The 17,715-nt window shown below is 72.3% G+C and carries 13 protein-coding genes, 1 other RNA gene and 2 pseudogenes; 5 read left to right on the top strand and 11 right to left on the bottom strand.

The genetic code is table 11. From position 1 onward, the window contains the following. Window positions 1-156: 156 nt before the first annotated feature. Window positions 157-524: a transfer-messenger RNA gene (ssrA, locus tag UK82_RS30675) on the bottom strand. Between the two features lie 215 nt (window positions 525-739). Here ssrA and UK82_RS07520 point away from each other — a divergent pair. Together UK82_RS07520 and UK82_RS07515 are read left to right on the top strand one after the other, a co-directional pair. Beyond that, window positions 740-1,213, top strand: coding sequence for a VOC family protein (locus tag UK82_RS07520; protein ID WP_055406709.1), 474 nt, complete (start codon window positions 740-742; stop codon window positions 1,211-1,213). Window positions 1,214-1,300: 87 nt separating this feature from the next. Beyond that, complete coding sequence (locus UK82_RS07515; protein ID WP_055406765.1) at window positions 1,301-1,987, top strand: YoaK family protein; 687 nt, start codon at window positions 1,301-1,303, stop codon at window positions 1,985-1,987. Between the two features lie 76 nt (window positions 1,988-2,063). Here the strand turns inward: UK82_RS07515 and UK82_RS07510 are convergent, their stop codons facing one another. From UK82_RS07510 to ftsE, 5 genes and pseudogenes are all read right to left on the bottom strand, one after another. Continuing rightward, window positions 2,064-3,284, bottom strand: coding sequence for a class I SAM-dependent methyltransferase (locus tag UK82_RS07510; RefSeq protein WP_083507084.1), 1,221 nt, complete (start codon window positions 3,282-3,284; stop codon window positions 2,064-2,066). Window positions 3,285-3,346: 62 nt separating this feature from the next. Next, complete coding sequence (smpB, locus tag UK82_RS07505) at window positions 3,347-3,826, bottom strand: SsrA-binding protein SmpB (protein ID WP_044887707.1); 480 nt, start codon at window positions 3,824-3,826, stop codon at window positions 3,347-3,349. Window positions 3,827-3,958: 132 nt separating this feature from the next. After that, window positions 3,959-4,720, bottom strand: a pseudogene (locus UK82_RS07500) (permease-like cell division protein FtsX); the annotation flags it as partial. Between the two features lies 1 nt (window position 4,721). Further along, window positions 4,722-4,831 (bottom strand): annotated as a pseudogene (locus tag UK82_RS36415) (cell division protein FtsX); the annotation flags it as partial. Beyond that, window positions 4,831-5,604, bottom strand: coding sequence for a cell division ATP-binding protein FtsE (ftsE, locus tag UK82_RS07495; RefSeq protein ID WP_044887733.1), 774 nt, complete (start codon window positions 5,602-5,604; stop codon window positions 4,831-4,833). The gene ftsE and the pseudogene UK82_RS36415, both read right to left, overlap by 1 nt. A gap of 423 nt (window positions 5,605-6,027) precedes the next feature. Between ftsE and UK82_RS07490 the strand changes: the two genes are divergently transcribed. Continuing rightward, entirely contained in the window at window positions 6,028-6,213 is a 186-nt protein-coding gene (locus UK82_RS07490) for a hypothetical protein (protein ID WP_044887705.1), read from the top strand. 158 nt (window positions 6,214-6,371) lie between these two features. Further along, window positions 6,372-7,613: a sorbosone dehydrogenase family protein gene (locus UK82_RS07485; protein WP_236705617.1), complete on the top strand. Its 1,242-nt coding sequence runs from the start codon at window positions 6,372-6,374 to the stop codon at window positions 7,611-7,613. Window positions 7,614-9,033: 1,420 nt separating this feature from the next. On the opposite strand, the gene cobA is transcribed toward UK82_RS07485, so the two are convergent. The 3 genes from cobA to nirB all read right to left on the bottom strand — a co-directional run bounded on the left by cobA (window position 9,034) and on the right by nirB (window position 12,980). After that, window positions 9,034-9,840 carry a uroporphyrinogen-III C-methyltransferase gene (gene cobA / locus UK82_RS07475; RefSeq protein ID WP_055406707.1) on the bottom strand — a complete coding sequence of 269 codons (807 nt, stop codon included), beginning with the start codon at window positions 9,838-9,840 and terminating at the stop codon, window positions 9,034-9,036. 126 nt (window positions 9,841-9,966) lie between these two features. Next, the gene (gene nirD / locus UK82_RS07470; protein ID WP_044887703.1) at window positions 9,967-10,311 is read right to left on the bottom strand and encodes a nitrite reductase small subunit NirD; all 345 of its coding nucleotides are present in this window, start codon (window positions 10,309-10,311) and stop codon (window positions 9,967-9,969) included. Then, a complete protein-coding gene (gene nirB, locus UK82_RS07465) occupies window positions 10,308-12,980 on the bottom strand; it encodes a nitrite reductase large subunit NirB (RefSeq protein WP_055406706.1) in 2,673 nt (890 codons plus the stop codon). Before nirB ends, nirD begins: the two co-directional genes overlap by 4 nt. A 311-nt stretch (window positions 12,981-13,291) precedes the next feature. On the opposite strand from nirB, the gene UK82_RS07460 reads away from it, so the two are divergent. Further along, the gene (locus tag UK82_RS07460) at window positions 13,292-14,449 is read left to right on the top strand and encodes a uroporphyrinogen-III synthase (protein WP_055406705.1); all 1,158 of its coding nucleotides are present in this window, start codon (window positions 13,292-13,294) and stop codon (window positions 14,447-14,449) included. Window positions 14,450-14,569: 120 nt separating this feature from the next. On the opposite strand, the gene UK82_RS07455 is transcribed toward UK82_RS07460, so the two are convergent. Then, the gene (locus UK82_RS07455) at window positions 14,570-15,406 is read right to left on the bottom strand and encodes a polysaccharide deacetylase family protein (protein WP_052681426.1); all 837 of its coding nucleotides are present in this window, start codon (window positions 15,404-15,406) and stop codon (window positions 14,570-14,572) included. A 568-nt stretch (window positions 15,407-15,974) separates the two neighbouring features. Then, window positions 15,975-17,075: a peptide chain release factor 2 gene (gene prfB / locus UK82_RS07450; RefSeq protein WP_044887729.1), complete on the bottom strand. Its 1,101-nt coding sequence runs from the start codon at window positions 17,073-17,075 to the stop codon at window positions 15,975-15,977. Window positions 17,076-17,715: the final 640 nt, after the last annotated feature.

Below are 17,715 nucleotides of genomic sequence, written 5' to 3'. Positions count from 1 at the left end.
GGTCGTCCCCCCGGAAGGCATTGCGGCCCGCCGGGAAGCCGATCGAAGATCGGCGACCACGGCGGGCCAACTCGGGGGGTTCGGGGGGTCGTCCCCCCGGAAAAATCGCGGCCCGCCGGGAAGCTGGACGAAGTCCAGCGACCACGGCGGGCCAGCTCGTGGAGGTGGCGGGAATCGAACCCGCGTCCTCCGGCACCGACACAGGGCTTCTCCGGGCGGAGCCTGCTACTTGTTTCTCAGCCCCGTCGGACTCACAGGCAAGCCGACGTAGGCTCAGTCGCTGTTTGATTTTCCGGCTGGCCCCGCGACCGGGTCAGTCGGTGATCCTCCTAGCGACGTCAGGTCCTGGGCCGGAGGCTCTCCCAGGCTGACGCTTGCCTAGTACTTAAGCCGCGAGGGCGAAAGTGGCAAGGGGCTGCTTCTTGTTGGCAGCTATTTTTTTGAACGGATCGTTAACGAGATAACCGTTCATCCTNGGCCCGCTTCCCCTGCCTCGACGTCCGAAGTCGAAACCGATCACCCCCAGGTACGGTTGTCTTGCCTGACACTCCATGCTACCGCAGGACGCTGGCGACCGGGGTCCTGCGCCGCAGCCGGCGGACGCCGCCCGGGTCGACGACGGCCGGCGGCTCCCCGGCCGGGCAGACGCGGAATCGATGTGCGGCGGCGGGCATGTCGGACCCCCCGTGGTAGTTGTACGAGCAACGGCATCCCGTCCGCCAGCCCCGGGGAGACCACTGTGGAGATCAAGGAACTGGGACATCTCGTCCTCTACGTCCGCAACATCGAGCGTTCGGTCGCGTTCTACCGGGACGTCCTCGGCTGGCGGCAGGTGTTCCCCACCCCGGCGGACTCCGCCGGCAACCCGCTGCGCGTGCCCGCGGCGGCCTTCTCCTCCGGCCGCACGCATCACGAACTGCTGCTCATCGAGGTCGGCGAGGACGCGGCGGCGGTGCCGGCCGGCCGCCGGATCGGGCTCTACCACTTCGGGCTGAAGGTCGGTGACAGCGACGACGAGCTGCGCGAGGTCCTGGCCCGCATCCGGCAGGCGGGCGTCGACATCGTCGGGGCGTCGGATCACACGATCACGCACAGCCTCTACATCCTCGACCCGGACGGCAACGAGATCGAGCTCTACGTCGACGTGCCGGGCGTCGACTGGCAGTCGGAGCCGCACCTGATCGCCGCCCCGATCCGTCCCCTGCGCCTGTAACGGCACCCGCCGCCGGCACCGCACCACGCCCCGCCCGGCCGGCGGTGGCGGTGCCGGGCGACTCGAGGTCGGGGTGACACTGTGCCGATGACGCCGTCGACCGCGCGCGACCGGCGACAGGTGGCGCTGCTGTTGGCATTGGCGAGCCTGACGGGGCTGGTCGACGCGACCAGCTTTCTCGGGCTCGGCCGGGTGTTCGTGGCGAACATGACCGGCAACGTCGTGCTCCTCGCGTTCGCACTGGCGGGAGCGCCCGGATTGTCCGCGGACCTGTCCGCGCTCGCGTTGGCCGGCTTCCTGACCGGCGCGGTCCTCGCGGGGCGGGCAGGCACGGCCCCGGCGCTGCGCCGTGGACGCGGGGCTCGGTGGCTGACGGTCGCCCTGGCCATCCAGACCGGGTTGATCATCGCGGCGCTGATCGCCGCCTCACTCACCGGCGAGGGCAGGGCGGACCGGCCTTACGGGATCATCGCGCCGCTGGCCGCCGCGATGGGCCTGCAGCACGCGACGGCGCGGCGGGTGGCGGTCCCGGAGGTACCGACCAATGTGCTGACCACCACCCTTACGGGGCTGGTCATCGACTCACGGCTGGCCGGCGGCCCCGGCTTCCACGCTCCGCGCCGGCTGGCCGCGCCCCTGGCCATGTTCACCGGCGCACTGGTCGGCAGCGCCCTTCTGCTGCACGTCGACCGGGTCGTGCCACTCGCCCTGGCCGCCGCCATCGCCGCCGGCTGCCTCACCGCTGCGGCCACGGGTCGGCTCACCGCGCCGTGATACGGCAAACCGCGCACAAGCCTCGGCACGATTCTGCAGGCGAGCGACGACGGACAGGGCCGGCTACGGGTCTGGTTCATCCGATGAGGGACGGGCGCGGCAGGGGACGGGCATCAGGAAACCAGTGCGTGCAGAGGAAGGCCCAGGGCTCGTCGCGCAGCCTGGTCATCACCAGGGTGATGGCCGGACCGCCGGCGACCAGATCGCGGCGGCGGGGCAGCAGGCGGCGACGCAGTTCGTCGACGTCGCCCGCGAGCCCACGACGACGGATCTCCAACGACCCGATCCCGCGCCCGCGTAGCTCGCCGGCGAGCCGGCGGACGTCGAACGGCAGGCTCGCGCAGATCTGCAGCAACCGGGCGAACGGGCTGGCGACGGGCGTATCCGAGCTGAGAAAGGCGATCATCGGGTCGATCTGCCAGGCGCCGAGCCGGCGCGCGAGCTCACCTACCAGGCCGGCCCGGGTGACGGCCGGGCTCGGGTCGTAGAGGTACTGCCCAGGGGCGGCGACCGGGCCGCCGGGCTCCGCCGGGTCCGGGATGCCCACCAGGCTGACCGGCCGCCCCTCAGGCGACGCGGGGTGAAGCACGGTCGCGCGGCGCTCGGTCGTGGCCAGCGCCGGGGAGAACAGCACGGCCTCCTTGAGGTCGCGGCCGTCGGCGACGAACTCGATCTCCCAGCCGGGCGGGACCTGGTCGGTCGCGAGGCCCGGGGCCGCCTTCACCGCCACGGCCGCGACCCGGTCGGCGAGGGCGAAGCACCAGGGCAGCGGCGGCTCGCTGGCCCGCGAGGCCAGCCGGCGGTCCCTGGTACGCCGGGCCGGGTCGACGAAGGCCCCGTCATAACCGGTCAGGTCGGCGTCGCGGACGTCGGCGAGCAGCGTGTCGACTCGGTGCGCCCCGTGGGCGGCGACGTTCAGCGCGGCCATCCGCAGGTGCACCGGGTCCCGGTCGACGAGCAGGATCTCCCGCCCCGGTGCCAGGGCGAGGGCGTCCCCGCCGATCCCGGTGCACAGGTCCGCCAGGCGACGCCGGCCGGCGAACCGCGCCGCCCGGTGTTCGGCCGCGGACTGGGAGGACGCCTGCTCCAGCCCGGCGCGGGTGAAGAACATCTCCTCGGCGCGGGCGAACTTGGCCGCCGCCCGATGCCGCAGCTCCGCCTGGGTGAAGGCGGCGGCGACCAGCTCGGCGGGCACACCCTCGGCCCGCAGCCGCGCGCCGACGGCGAGTTCCCGCGCCGCGCTCCCGCTCCCGCTCCCGCTCCCGCCGGTGTACACCGCGGCCGCGGCGGCGAGCACCGCACCGCCGTCGGCGGTCAGCAGGGCGTCGAGCTGGGCCAGGCGCTCGGGATCGGCGCCGGTCAGCGGTAGCGGCCCTTGACGCGGCGGCCCATCTCCCGGCTGATCTCCCGGGTGGCGTCCCGCTCGGCGAGGGCGTGCCGCTTGTCGTAGGACTTACGGCCGCGGGCCAGGGCGATCTCGATCTTGGCGCGGCCGTCCTTCCAGTACAGGCTCAGCGGCACGAGGGTGAGGCCGCCCTCCTGGGTCTGGCCGATCAGCTTCTCGATCTCGGCCCGGTGCAGCAGCATCTTGCGCTTGCGCCGCGGGGCATGGTTCGTCCAGGTGCCCTCGGTGTACTCGGGGATGTGCACGTTGTGCAGCCAGATCTCGCCGTCGCTGACCTGGGCGAAGCCGTCGACCAGGGAGGCCCGCCCGGCCCGCAGCGCCTTGACCTCGGTGCCGCGCAGCACGAGCCCGGCCTCGTACGTGTCGAGGATGTCGTAGTCATGCCGGGCACGCTTGTTCTGCGCGATCGACTTGCGCCCCGTCTCCTTCGGCACCGTCTGCGACCCTCTTCCCACTTGCCACACGTTCGCGGAACGCTTCCGAACCTACGTCCTGGCGGCGCCCCCACGCCCGAACGGCCTTGGCCGGGCAGCCATCCACCATTGTATCGATCATGCGGCGGCGGCTCAGACGCGCAGGTGGCGGCGCAGCGCGATCGATGCCATCAGCGCGGCGGCCAGCACGCCGGCGGCGAGGACCACGACCGCCGACTCCCAGACCGCGGACCAGCCGAACAGCGGGAACATCGTCTGCCGCGCGAACTGGCCGTCCACCAGGAAGACCTTCGCCGCGACCAGCACGCCGGCGGCGAGCAGCCCACCGGCCAGTCCCGCGACCGCGCTCTCCAGCACGAACGGCGCCCGGATCGTCCCGTTCGACGCCCCGACCAGCTTCATGATCGCTGTCTCCCGGCGGCGGCCGTGCGCGGAGATCCGGATCATCGTGTAGATCAACGCGAACGAGGCGAGCGCCTGCACGGCGGCCAGGGTGAAGGCGCCGACGGTGAAGGCGTCGAGGAAACGGTAGAGCGGATCGAGCAGGGCGCGCTGGTCCCGGACCGCCTCCACCCCGTCGAGCCCGGTGTAGGTGACGACGATGTCGCGCGACGCCCGGGGATCGGCCAGGGTCAGCCGCAGGGCCGCGGGCAGGTCCTCGGGCCCGACCCCGGCGACGACGTCGGGCGAGCCCCGGAAGTCCCGGCGGAACCGCTCGTACACCTGCTTCTTCGTCTCGTAGTGGACGCCGACGATCAGCGGGTCGCGGCGCATCTCCGCCTCCAGCTCGGAACGTTCGGCGGGGGTGATGCCGTCGGAGAGGTCGACGACGACCTCGATCTGGTCGAGCAGGAAGCCGTCGATGGTGTGCACCTGGGCCCGCAGCAGCAGGCCNGCGCCGAGCATCGCCAGGCAGATGGTCACCGTGACGATCACCGCCCCGGTCATCGCGAGGTTGCGGCGCAGTCCCGTCCACAGCAACGAGGCCAGCGGGCCCGGACGCATCAGCCGACCGGGCCGGTGCGCGTCAGCAGCGGTACAGACGGCGGCGGTACGGACGGCGGCGGTACGGACGGCGGCAGGGGCTGCGGCACGGTCTGGTCGTAGCGGCCGCCGGCCTCGTCGCGGATCAGCGCGCCGTCGCCGAGTTCGAGCACCCGGCGCCGCATCGCGTCGACCAGGGACGCGTTGTGGGTGGCCATGACGACGGTCGTGCCGGCGCGGTGGACGGCGTCGAGCAGGCTCATGATCTCGATGCTGGTAGCCGGGTCGAGGTTTCCGGTCGGCTCGTCGGCCAGCAGCACCCGTGGCCGACCGACGAACGCCCGGGCGATCGCGACCCGTTGCTGCTCGCCCCCGGACAGCTCGTCGGGATAGCGGTCCGCCTTCTCCCCCAGCCCGACCAGATCCAGCACCTCGGGGACGACGCTGCGCACGACATGTCGGGGACGCCCGACCACGTCGAGGGCGAACGCGACATTGGCCGCCACCGTCCGGTTCGGCAGCAGCCGGAAGTCCTGGAACACGCAGCCGACGATCCGGCGCAACTGCGGAACCCGCCGATCCGGAATCCGGGCGACGTCCCGGCCGGCGACGATGACCTGCCCGCTGGTTGCGCGATCCTCGCGCAGCAGCAGCCGCAGCAGCGTCGACTTGCCCGATCCGGACGGTCCCACCAGGAACACGAACTCCCCGGCGCCGATCTCGGCGCTGACGTCGATCAGAGCGGGCCGGGCGCCGTTGGGGTACCACTTGCTCACCGAGCTCAGGACGATCACCACACCATCCTCACGTCGAGCATCAGGTCGCATACATTCTGTGACAGAGATGGTAGGACGTAGCCGGAGCCGGCCGGCGCGGCACGCGAGGGCGAGCCGCTTCGGCCCGGATCCCCGCCGGGCTGGCGCACCGCCGGCCGCACGCGGCAAGCCGCACCGCGTAAGCCCCTGGCGGCGCCAGACCGCGAACCGAGCCAGACCGCGAAGCGGTGCGCCGTGTGGTAGCGGATACCCAATGCCCGCCGGCAGGGCGAAGGGGCGCCCGCGGGCGTACCGTAAGAGGGAGTCGATCGTCCGGATCCCGTTCCGGCGACCGGGCGGGGAACGACCGGCGCGGCGCCGGGCCGGACCCCGGGAGGGATCTACGACGATCCCTCGGATCCGCGGTCGACGTGCCGCGGCGGGAAGCGGGAAGGAGGCGGCATGGGCAGCGAAGATCTGGTCTGCGCGAGCTGCTCGGGTCTGGTGATCGAGGGCCGGTGCCCCACCTGCCGCGCGTCGCGCGAGTACCTGCGCCGGAACTCCGTCACGATCTCCCCGCAGCTCATCCTCGCGATCCTCGCGATCATCATGATGCTCACGGCCCTGGCCGTCCGCCACGCCACCTGAGCCCCGCTCGGGCCACGACGCCCACCTTCCGGCCTTCGCGCGTCATCGCCCGGGCGCGTGCAAGCCGGGCACTCAAGCACCCCGACGATCGTTGGCAGTCGAGAAAGTCCGGGTGTGAAATCCGCCGATGCCCGGTTCCTGCCGGTCCTGGAGCGTCGATGTCCGCACCTGTGCTCGCTGGGCGCCTTGGGCGGGCCGGACCGCGCCGCGAAGGCCGGGAACGAATCCGCCGGCTGATCCTGCTCACCACGGCACTCGCCGTGGTCGGGGTCGGGGTGGTCGCGTGCGGCGGTGGATCCGAGCCCGCCGCCGGCGCGGCCGCCTCCACACAGGCAACCGCGGGTCCGGTGACCGGGGAGGCGGCGAGCCCGCGTTCGGGGGCAACCCGGCCGGGCGCCTCGGAAGCGGGGGCGGCTGGGGCAGGGACGGCCGCGCCGGGGCTGCGCATCGTGGTCACGGGGCTCGCCGCGCCATGGGACGTCGCCTTCCTGCCGTCCGGCGAGGCTCTGATCAGCGAACGCGACAGCGGGCGGATCATTCGGCTGCCGGCGGGCGGCGGGCGGGCGACCGAGGTGGCGAGGCTGCCTGGCGTGGTCCACCGCGGCGAGTCGGGGCTGCTGGGGCTCGCGGTCTCCCCGAGCTTCGCGACCGACCGGCTCGTGTACGCCTACTACACCTCGGCCACCGACAACCGGATCGTGCGCTTCCGGCTGTCCGGGGACCGCGCCGAGGCGCCCACCCCGATCCTCACCGGGCTCGCCGACGCCGCGGTCCACAACGGCGGCCGGATCCGCTTCGGACCCGACGGCCTGCTCTATGCCGGAGTCGGTGACGCCGGGGTGCGCTCGCGCGCGCAGGACCGGTCGAGCCTCAACGGCAAGATCCTGCGGATGCGCCCCGACGGCGGCGTCCCGCCGGGCAATCCGTTCCCCAGCTCCCTCGTCTACAGCCTCGGCCACCGCAACGTCCAGGGCCTGGCCTGGGACTCCGCCGGCCGCCTGTGGGCGTCCGAGTTCGGCCAGGACAGGCTCGACGAGATCAACCTGATCGTCCCGGGCGGGAACTACGGCTGGCCCGGCGTCGAGGGCACCGGCGACACCGACGGCGGCCGGTTGCGCAACCCGCTGGCCACCTGGACCACCGCGGAGGCGTCCCCGAGCGGGATCGCGATCCGCGGCGACACCCTCTACGTGGCGGCGCTGCGCGGGCAGCGGCTGTGGGAACTCGACCTGGCCGGGACGGCCGTGCGAGGCCGGCCGCGGGCGCTGTTCACCGGCGAGCTGGGCCGGCTGCGCGCCGCGGTGGCCGCCCCGGACGGCTCGGTGTGGCTGCTCACCAACAACACCGACGGCCGCGGCGCCCCGAAGCCGGGCGACGACCGCATCGTCGCCCTGCGCTAGCCGGCGCCAGCCGCCCGCGGCCTCGCCGAGCGGGCGGTCCCGGCACGCGTGGGCTACGGGGCCACGGGTCAGTGGGGCCACGGGTCAGTGGGCACCGAACAGCTCCAGGTAGCGCTTCGAGGATTGTGGGTTCAGGTCCGGTTTGTACAGCGATGACAGGACGTTCGCCGGCTCGGAGGTGTTGAAGTAGGCCTCGTAGGCCAGGTTCGCCGCATTCGCCATGAACGTTTCGTGCATCTTNCTGATGTAGAAGGGGTTGTCCTTCCCGCCGCCGTTCGACCAGGCCACCCCCCACTCCGGGACGGCGAACTTCTTGCCGTGATCATGGGCGAACTTGATCACCGTGCACAGTCCGGACCGCTGGTGGCACTGTCGGCCCCAGCTCGCCTCGTTGATCGACGGGGGATAGAAGTCGTACGCGTCGATGCTGACGACGTCGACGTACTGGTCGCCGGGATAGGCATCCCACACGTCCTGCCCGCTGCCGGGCAGCGTGTCGGCGTGGGCGTTCATGTTCCAGTCGATTCTGACTTTCGGCGCGGTCGACCGGATCGCGGTCACCGTTCGACGGAAGCATGTCTTCCAGGTCTCGACGTCGCGCACGTGCCAGTAGTTGAAGGCGCCGTTGAACTCCCAGCCGAGGCGGACATAGGCGTCGCCCCGGCCGAACTTCGTCAGCGTGGCGCCGAAGGTGCGCCAGTTGGCGTCATAGGCGCCACTGGCGCAGGTGGCCTCGTCGCCGTCCTCGGGGAACGGCGGTTGCGCGATCGACAGTGCGCCGGGGAACTTGTCCTCGGTGAAGGCGGCCGTCGGCCAGTCCGCCGAGACGAGGTTGTACCAGTCCTTACGGCTGGTGAAGACGACCGCAACCCCGATCTCGCGGCCGGTGAACGTACCCCAGGCGTTCACGTCGGTCGGGTAGTTGCCGTTGGTGCCGGACACCCAGTGCACCCCCGCCGGCGCCGGCTCCGGCGAGCGGGAACAGGCCCCGAGCCCCGCGGCCAGCAGCCCGATGACCAGCAGCAGCAACAGTGGCAGCAACCGCAACCGCGACCGTGGCAGCAGCGGCGAGCGGAGGTGGCCGCCGCGCCCGGGGAGCTGCCGGCCCGCCGACGCCGCCCGCCGCTGCGCGCGGAGGATCCGGGAGCAGGGATCCGCTGCTCGCCGGGCGAACATCACCTGGATGATCATCCGACGGCCTCCCGTGAGGTCCCCAAGACCGAACACCCCCTCGATCGGCAGCGGCCTACATTCTCCCGACCGCGCCTCGGCAATGCGCCATCGAAAAGTCGACCCTAACGTAAGGGTGGATTTTGGTCTTTCCGGGCCCTTGGTGCTCGCCCCTGCGCGGCGGAACGCCGAACTCGGACAGGCACTGCTCCCGTCGCGATGCCGACCGGCACGCTGGCCGAGGAGGCGGTCAGCTCCGCTCGTCAGCCGGCTGGTCCGGGGCACGCCGGGCAGCCCTGGCGCCGGCGATCTGGTCGCGCAGGCGTACCACGTCCCCGATGACGATGACGGCGGGCGAGCCGAGGTCGGCCTCCGCGGCCAGCTCGGCGATGTCCGACAGCACGCCGGTGAGGACGACCTCGTCGGCGGTGCCCCCGGCGTGGATGACCGCGGTCGGCGTGTCCGGGCGCCGGCCGCGCTTGACCAGCTCCCGGGTGATCCCCGCCAGCGCCGCCACACCCATCAGCACCACGACCGTCCCCGGCCCCGTGGCCAGCGCGTCCCAGTCGACGGTGGAGCCGGGATGGGAGGGGTCGACGTGCCCGCTGACGATGGACACGTCCTGGGTGATGCCACGGTGGGTGACCGGGATGCCGGCGAGCGCCGGGACGGCGACCGCGCTCGTCACCCCGGGGACGATCTCGCACGGCAGCCCGGCCGCGGCGCAGGCCAGGGCCTCCTCGCCGCCGCGACCGAAGACGAACGGGTCGCCACCCTTGAGCCGCACGACACCGAGCCCGCGCCGGCCACGGTCGACGATCACCGCGTTGATCTCGTCCTGGGTCAGGTTGTGGCCGTGCGGCGCCTTGCCCGCGTCGATGATCTCGGCGCCGGAGCGGGTCTCGGCCAGCAGCTCGCGGGGAGCGAGGCGGTCGACCACCACGACGTCCGCGATCCGCAGCAGACGCAGTCCGCGCACGGTGATGAGATCCGCCCGGCCGGGCCCGCCGCCGACGAGCGCCACCCAACCCCCGGAGGGTCTGTCCACGCCGGTCACCTCCGTCGCTGTTGCCCTACCGGGCCTGTCCCGCTGCCGGCGCGCGAGTCCCGGCCGCGACGACTCTCCCAGTGTGCGGCCTGACCAGCCCGTTCGGGGCGGATCGCGCCTTCCGTGCGGACGTGCTCAGGCGATGCGCCGGGCGGTGCCCGCCGGGCCGACCAGGACGCGACCGGCCCGCACCTCGACCGGATGGACCGGGATGCGCACTCCTTCGGCGTCCAGACATTCGCCCGTGACCAGGTCGAACGCCTGCTTGTGCAGCGGAGAGAAGACGACCGCGCGCGCACCGCGGGAGCCGACGAGACCGCGGCAGAGCACGTTGGCCCGGGAGATCGGGTCGGTGTTGCCGACCGCGACGACCGGCCCGTCGCTGAGTCGGAACACGGCGACCTGCGCGCCGTCGACGAGCGCGCCGGCCCCCCGGTCCGGGGTGAGGTCCTCCAGGGCACAGACATCGGTCCAGTTCACGCTGACCTCCAGGTGATCTCGGCGGGGTCTGGCAGGGCGAGTGCCGGCGTCGCGGTGGGGGCGGGGGAGGCGGCGGCGACGGACTCGTGCGGGCCGGGCTGGCGCACGACCGGCAGGGTCGTCCCGGCGATCAGCGCGGCCCGCTCACCGTCGCGGGCCGGCCGGGGCTGGCCGCGGTCGAGCACGTGCAGGATGTCCGGGTCGGGCGTGTCGGGGGCGTTGACGAACGAGGTGAACCGGCGCAGCGCCACCGGGTCGGCCAGCGTCGCCTTCCACTCGTCCTGGTAGGTGTCGACGTGGTGGGCCATGGCCGCGTCCAGCTCGGCGCAGATGCCCAGCGCGTCCTCGACGATCACCTCGCGGACGTGCGCCAGGCCGCCGTCGAGGCCCTCCACCCACGGCGCGGTGCGCTGCAGGCGGTCGGCGGTGCGCACGTAGAACATGAGGAACCGGTCGATGTAGCGGACGAGGGTCTCGGTGTCGAGATCGGCGGCGAACAGCTCCGCGTGGCGCGGCCGGTGACCGCCGTTGCCGCCCAGGTAGAGGTTCCAGCCGAGCTCCGTGGCGATCACGCCGACGTCCTTGGAGCGGGCCTCGGCGCATTCGCGGGCACAGCCGGAGACCGCCATCTTGATCTTGTGGGGGGACCGCAGCCCGCGGTAGCGCAGCTCCAGGTCGATGGCGAGGGTGGTGGAGTCCTGCACGCCGTAGCGGCACCAGGTCTCCCCCACGCAGGACTTCACCGTGCGCAGGGACTTGCCGTAGGCGTGCCCGGATTCCAGCCCGGCGTCGGTGAGCCGCTTCCAGATCTTCGGCAGGTCCTCGGCGCGGGCGCCGAGCAGGTCGATGCGCTGACCGCCAGTGATCTTGGTGTAGAGGCGGAAGTCGCGGGCCACCTCGCCGATGAGGATGAGCGCCTCCGGGGTGACCTCGCCGCCGGGCAGCCGGGGGATGACCGAGTACGTCCCGTCCTTCTGCATGTTCGCCAGCATGTGGTCGTTGGTGTCCTGCAGCGCGGCCCGCTCGCCGTCGAGGATGTAGCCGTTGTGGATCGAGGCGAGGATCGACGCGACCACCGGCCGGCAGACCTCGCAGCCGCGGCCCCGCCCGTGCTCGGCGACGAGCTGGGAGAACGTCGTGATCCCGCGGACGCGGACGAGCTCGAACAGCTCGGCGCGGCTGTGGTCGAAGTGCTCGCACAGGGCCGTGGACACCTCGATGCCGGCGGCGGCGAGCTGCTGGCCGAGGATCGTCCTCAGCATCGGCACGCAGCTTCCGCAGCTCGTGCCCGCGTTCGTGCAGCCCTTGATCCCGGCGACGTCGGTCAGCCCGTTGTCGCTGATCGCCGCGCAGATCTGACCCTGGGTGACGTTGTTGCACGAGCAGATCTGCGCCTCGGCCGGCAGCGTCACCCCGGCGCCGGCACCGGCACCGTCGCCGGCCGGCAGGATCAGCCGCGCCGGGTCGTCCGGGACCGCGCCGACGGCGCCGACCAGCGCCCGCAGGGTGCCGTACTCACCGGCGTCGCCGACGAGGATGCCACCGAGCACGCTGGTCGCGTCGTCGGAGAGCACGAGCTTCTTGTAGACCCCGGTGACCGGGTCCGCGAACGTGATCGGCAGCGCGCCGGGCGTCGTGCCGAAGGCGTCGCCGAAGCTTGCCACGTCCACGCCGAGCAGCTTGAGCTTGGTGGACAGGTCCGCGCCGGTGAAGGTCGCCGCGCCGCCGAGCAGCCGGTCGGCGACGACCTCGGCCATCGCGTAGCCGGGGGCGACCAGCCCGTAGACCCGCCCGCCGGCCGCCGCGCACTCGCCGATCGCGTAGACGTGCTCGTCGCTGGTGCGGCAACCCTCGTCGACGACGACGCCGCCGCGCTCCCCGACGGCCAGTCCGCACCCACGGGCCAGCTCGTCGCGGGGGCGGATGCCCGCGGAGAACACGACGACGTCGGCGTCGAGGCCGGCCAGGCCCTCGGGGTGGCGACCGAAGACGAGCCGGGCGACCCGACCGGCGGCGTCGGCCTCGATCCGCTCCGTGGCGGTGTCGGTGTGCACGCCGATCCCGAGCCCGGTGATGTGGGCGCGCAGCGTCTGCCCGCCGGCGTCGTCGACCTGCGCGGGCATCAGTCGGGGGGCGAACTCGACGACGTGGGTGGTCAGGCCCAGGCTGCGCAGGGCGTTCGCCGCCTCCAGGCCGAGCAGGCCGCCGCCGATGACCACGCCGGTGCCGGTACGGCTCGACCGCGCCGACGCGCTGATCGCGTCCAGGTCCTCGATGGTGCGGTACACATGGCAGCCGGCGGCCTCGCACCCGGGAACCGGCGGGACGAACGGGACGGACCCGGTGGCAAGCACCAGGGCGTCGTAACGGTAGGTGTGTCCGGGGGCGGTGCGCACCGTACGGACGGCCCGGTCGACGGCGACGACGGGCTCACCGAGGCGCACCCGCAGCCGGGGATGATCGAGAAAGCCGGCCGCGACCAGGCTCAGGTCGTCCGCCGTCGACCCGGTGAAGTAGGCCGACAGGCCGACCCGGTCGTAGGCCGGCCGCGGCTCCTCGGCCAGGACGGTGACGTCCCAGACCTGCCCGGCGTCCCGTTCCCGCACCGCCTCGCACAGCCGATGGCCGACCATGCCGTGACCGACGACCACCAGCGACCGAGCAGACATCCGCGCATCACCCCTGTCCCAGGTCCGATCCAGGGGCCCGCCGCCCTCGGCGGAACCCGCTACGGTCGCTGACCGTACGAGCGGCGGATGTCGCTGCCGACTCAGGTCCACGTCGGTGCGGAAACAAGGCACGCACCCCCGGCCACAGCCGGATGTGAGACTCTCGGCCCGGCCGGGGTGGCCGTCACGGGACCGGGAACGACGCCGGTTAACCGCGCCGTTGCCTGCGGGTAAGCGCCCGGACATCGGGGTGCCTGATCCTGCCAGGGACCTGAGATCGGCGTGGGTCCACAGGCCAGGAGGTCGTCGTCTTGCCAACCCCCAGTTCCGGACGGTCCGAATCCGGTGATGCGGCGGTGGCGGAGCTGCCTCCGCTGCTCGGGTTCACCGTCGGGATCACCGCGGCCCGGCGCCGCGACGAGCTCGCCAACCTGCTCGAACGGCGCGGCGCCCGGGTGGTGCAGGCGCCGGCGCTGCGCATCGTCCCGCTGGCGGACGACGGACAACTGCTCGCCGCCACCCGGGCCTGCCTCGCCGGGCGCCTCGACGCGGTGATCGCCACGACGGCGATCGGCTTTCGCGGCTGGCTGGAGGCCGCCGAAGGCTGGGGCCTCGGCGACGGTCTGCGCGATCGGCTGGCACAGGCCCGGCTGTTCACCCGCGGGCCCAAGGTGACCGGCGCGGTCCGGGCGGCGGGGCTGACCGAGTGCTGGTCGCCCCGGTCGGAGTCGGGCGCGGAGCTCATGACCCATCTCCTCGCCACCAACCTCACCGGCCTGCGCATCGCCGTGCAGCTACACGGCGAGCCGCTGCCGGACATGGTCGAGGGGCTGCGCGCTGCCGGAGCGGAGGTGGTCGAGATCCCGGTGTACCGGTGGGAGCCACCCGAGGACCTGCGCCCGGTCCGGCGGATGGTGGAGCTGATCGTCACCGGCGGCGTGTCCGCGGTGACCTTCACCAGCGCGCCGGCCGTGCTGAGCCTGTTGGGGACCGCACGGGAGGCCGGCCGCCTCGACGAGACGCTGGCCGCGCTGCGCGCCGACGTGCTGGCCGCCTGCGTGGGACCGGTGTGTGCCGCGCCGCTCGTCCGGCTGGGGATCCCCGTCGTGACGCCGGAGCGTTACCGCCTGGGAGCGCTCGTGCGCACGCTGGCCGACGAGCTGCCGCGTCGGCGGGTGCGCACCGTCGAGGCTGCCGGACACGTGCTGCGGGTGCAGGGCACGGCGGTGATCGTCAACGGGGAGCCGGTGATGCTGGCACCGAAGACGGCAGCGGTACTCGACGCGCTCGCCGAGCGTCCCGGTCGGGTGCTCTCCCGCGCGGAGCTGCTGCGCCGCACGGGCACCGCGGGGCTGACGGACGAACACGCGGTGGAGATGACCGTCGCCCGCCTGCGCACGGCGCTCGGCCCGGCCGGCCGCGCGGTGGAGACCGTCATCAAGCGGGGCTACCGGCTAGCGATCGCCTGAGTGGGCTTTTCGCCGTTCACCGGAGGCGGTCGGACGACGTCATCGGAAAACGACGTCATCGGAAAACGACGTGCGCCTCCGCCTGGGCACGTTTCCGCCGCTCCGTTGCCGGATCGGCGGTCAGCCGCCCCGGCCGAGCCGCCAGCGCGCCGCGCGATAGGCCCGCCAGCCGGACCGCAACCCGCGGCGGGCACTCGTGAACGCGTCGCGGTGCCCGAGGGAAACCAGGCGCAGGATGTCGGCCGCCCCGGCCGCCCGGTCCACCACCAGCCGACTGATGCCGAAACGGGACTGGGTCGGCTGATGCAGTCGGTAACCGACCTCGCAGGCCGAATCGAATCCGGCCGCCGCGACCACGTGCCGAACCGACGCGCAGTGGTATCCGAATGGATAGGAGAAACTGTCCGGGCTGCGTCCGGTCTTCTCCTCGATCATGCGCCGGCTGGCAGTCACGTCATAGCGGGCCAGCGCCGTGGGCACCACGTCCAGTTCGAGATGGCGATGACCGTGCGAGCCCAGTTCGATGCCCTCCCCCGCGAGGTCGGCCAGGTCGGCCCAGCCCAGCAACGGGAGATTGCGCTCGCTGTAGCCGTCCAGCCAGGTGGCGCGCCGGCCGGCGTAGGCGGTCGGGATGTAGAGGGTGGCGCCGGCGCCGACCGTCTGCAAGGCCGGCAGGGCCGTCGTCACGAAATCCTCGAAGCCGTCGTCGAAGGTGATGGCCACCTGCCGGCGGTGCGGGTGCGCGAGGGCGTCGGTGAGCCCGGTGAGGTGGTAGCCGCCGGCCGCGAGCGCGCCGAGCTGCTCGGCGAACACGCCCGGCGGGACCTCCCAGCTCCGGAAGTCGGCACTCACGGAGTCACCCACGCTGTGGTACATCAGGACGGGCAGGGGCATCGGGGGCGCCTCGTCCAGCACGCCGGAGGCGGCACCGGGCAGCGCAGTCGCCAGGGTGGTCACCTCGTTCCCGTACCCGCGACGATCGCCGTCACGCCCGGATCGAGCTGGACATTTCCGTGCATATACCTGTGTGCATTCATCTGCAGGGACACAGGCCGTACTCCCTCCGCGACGACGGTGCGCAATCGTGGACGAACAGGTGACACGGGCGAACATCCCATCGAGTGAAGTAGTGCGCGAACCAGCCCAGGAGGCCGAAACTAAAACATCGAACGGTCCGCGAACTACCCGGGACTCTACACGCGCATACCGGGCGTGCCAATGGCATCGGGAGATCCGCCGGAGACGTCACCCGAGGGTGGTCTGCACGGTCCCGACCCACTCGCTACACGGCCCGGATCAGGCCGCCGGACGGGTCACTGCCATTTCACCGGGTGTTCATCGCGGCTACGGTCGCATTCAAAGGCACCCGGTAAATCGGGGGAACACGGATGGGCGATCCCCCGGAAGGCATGACCGACAAACGCGAAAGTTGCCGGCCGGGGCGGCGGATAAGATTTTCGATCGACCGACCCGCGCGGGCCTGGAGAGCAGACGGGAACAGCACCGGCCGTTGGGGCGGGTATTCTCACGCCTGGTTCTCGACGGCCCGGCGCCACCGGATCTCGGCATCGATGAAATCGTCGAGCTCACCGTCGAGCACACCGCCGGTGTTCGAGGTCTCGGTGTCGGTGCGCAGGTCCTTCACGAGCTGGTAGGGATGCAGGACGTAGTTGCGGATCTGCGATCCGAAGGAGACGTCCTGGGGGCCGCCGGTGATGCGCTGCTTCGCCGCGGCCTCCTCGGCGCGGCGGCGCTCCAGGAGCTTCGCCTGCAGCACGATCATCGCGGCGGCCTTGTTCTGAAGCTGGCTGCGCTCGTTCTGGCAGGTGACCACGATGCCGGTGGGCAGGTGGGTGATACGGACCGCCGAGTCGGTCGTGTTGACCCCCTGGCCGCCCGGGCCGGAGGACCGGAAGATGTCGATCCGCAGGTCCTTGTCGTCGATGTCGACGTGGTCGGACAGCTCGACGACCGGGGTCACCTCGACGCCGGCGAAGGAGGTCTGCCGCCGGTTCTGATTGTCGAACGGCGAGATGCGCACGAGCCGGTGCACCCCGTGCTCACTGCGCAGCGTCCCATAGGCATAGGGGGCCTTGACCTGGAAGGTGGCGGACTTCAGGCCCGCCTCCTCGGCCTCGGAGGTATCGAAGACCTCGGTGGGGTAGCCGTGGCGCTCGGCCCAGCGCAGGTACATCCGCAGCAGCATCGCCGTCCAGTCGGCGGCGTCGACGCCGCCGGCACCCGCGGAGAGCTGCACGATCGCATCCCGCTCGTCGAACTCGCCGGACAGCAGGGTGCGCACCTCCAGCGCGGAGATGTCGCCGCTGAGCGCCGGCAGATCGGCCGCGGCCTCGGCGAGCAGGTCGTCGTCGCCGAGATCCGCGGCGGCGGCGATGTCGTCGAGCCGGCGGCGCAGCCCCTCCACGCGGGAGATGTCGCCGCGGGTCGACGACAGGCGCCGGGTGACGACCTGCGCCCGGTCCTGGTCGGACCACAGGTCGGGATCCGCGGCCTGCCGCTCCAGCTCCTCGGCGCGACGGCGCAGCCCCTCCACGTCGAGAACGGACTCGATGCCGCTCAGCGTTGCATCGAGCTGCTTGATCTCCTCGGACAGGTCGACGGCCATGGTGTTCACCTTACCGGCGCCTCCCGCCGACCACGGGCAGGACTGATCTTGACCCGATCCGCGACGGACCGCGGCGGACCACGGCGGCCGGGCCGGCCGTCCCTCGGCGCGGGGCCGATCGGGGCGGCGGGAGATCGTCCGTCTACGAACCAACCGACCGCCGCAGATGGCCGGCGACCGCGGCCAACACCGCCCGCCGCCGTCGCGCCGACACCGGGCAGCGGTCGTGAAAAGCCACATCGATGAAACATGCAAAGGCGTGGCGACATCATCCTGAAACACGGGATGCGGACTCGTGAATATCCGGCCAACCGACACCCGCACCGCGGACAATCCTGACGGTAACCGCACCACCCACCCCGACGGGCCACCGCCGGGACGCTGGTCGATGCCAATCCGCGGAGAGATCTGTCCCACATCGCCGAGCGCACACGACCCCGGGCGTTTGTCGTTCCCGAACGATATCTTTGACCACGGCGCTTCGCCGACGAATGCGCCGGGCATCTGGTTCCGCGGGGCAACGTGGTCCCGCGGGGCAACGTGGTCCCGCCAGTCGCCGGGCCGCCACCAGGTCATGGTCAGGAGACCAACGAACACGGACACACGGTTAATGCGGGCCGCCAGGAGGCGGAACAGTCAG

This window comes from Frankia sp. ACN1ag, assembly GCF_001414035.1.
Taxonomy (GTDB): Bacteria; Actinomycetota; Actinomycetes; order Frankiales; family Frankiaceae; genus Frankia; species Frankia torreyi.
The sequence above is the reverse complement of the archived record's forward strand: the minus strand, read 5'-3'. Positions and strand labels throughout refer to the sequence as shown.

What these genes read in the sequence shown, in the direction of transcription:
- UK82_RS07515 (WP_055406765.1), top strand. Translation starts at nt 1,301, where the DNA reads ATGACGCCGTCGACCGCGCGCGACCGGCGACAGGTGGCGCTGCTGTTG.
- UK82_RS07490 (WP_044887705.1), top strand. Translation starts at nt 6,028, where the DNA reads ATGGGCAGCGAAGATCTGGTCTGCGCGAGCTGCTCGGGTCTGGTGATC.
- UK82_RS07485 (WP_236705617.1), top strand. Translation starts at nt 6,372, where the DNA reads ATGTCCGCACCTGTGCTCGCTGGGCGCCTTGGGCGGGCCGGACCGCGC.
- nirB (WP_055406706.1), bottom strand. Translation starts at nt 12,980, where the DNA reads ATGTCTGCTCGGTCGCTGGTGGTCGTCGGTCACGGCATGGTCGGCCAT.
- prfB (WP_044887729.1), bottom strand. Translation starts at nt 17,075, where the DNA reads ATGGCCGTCGACCTGTCCGAGGAGATCAAGCAGCTCGATGCAACGCTG.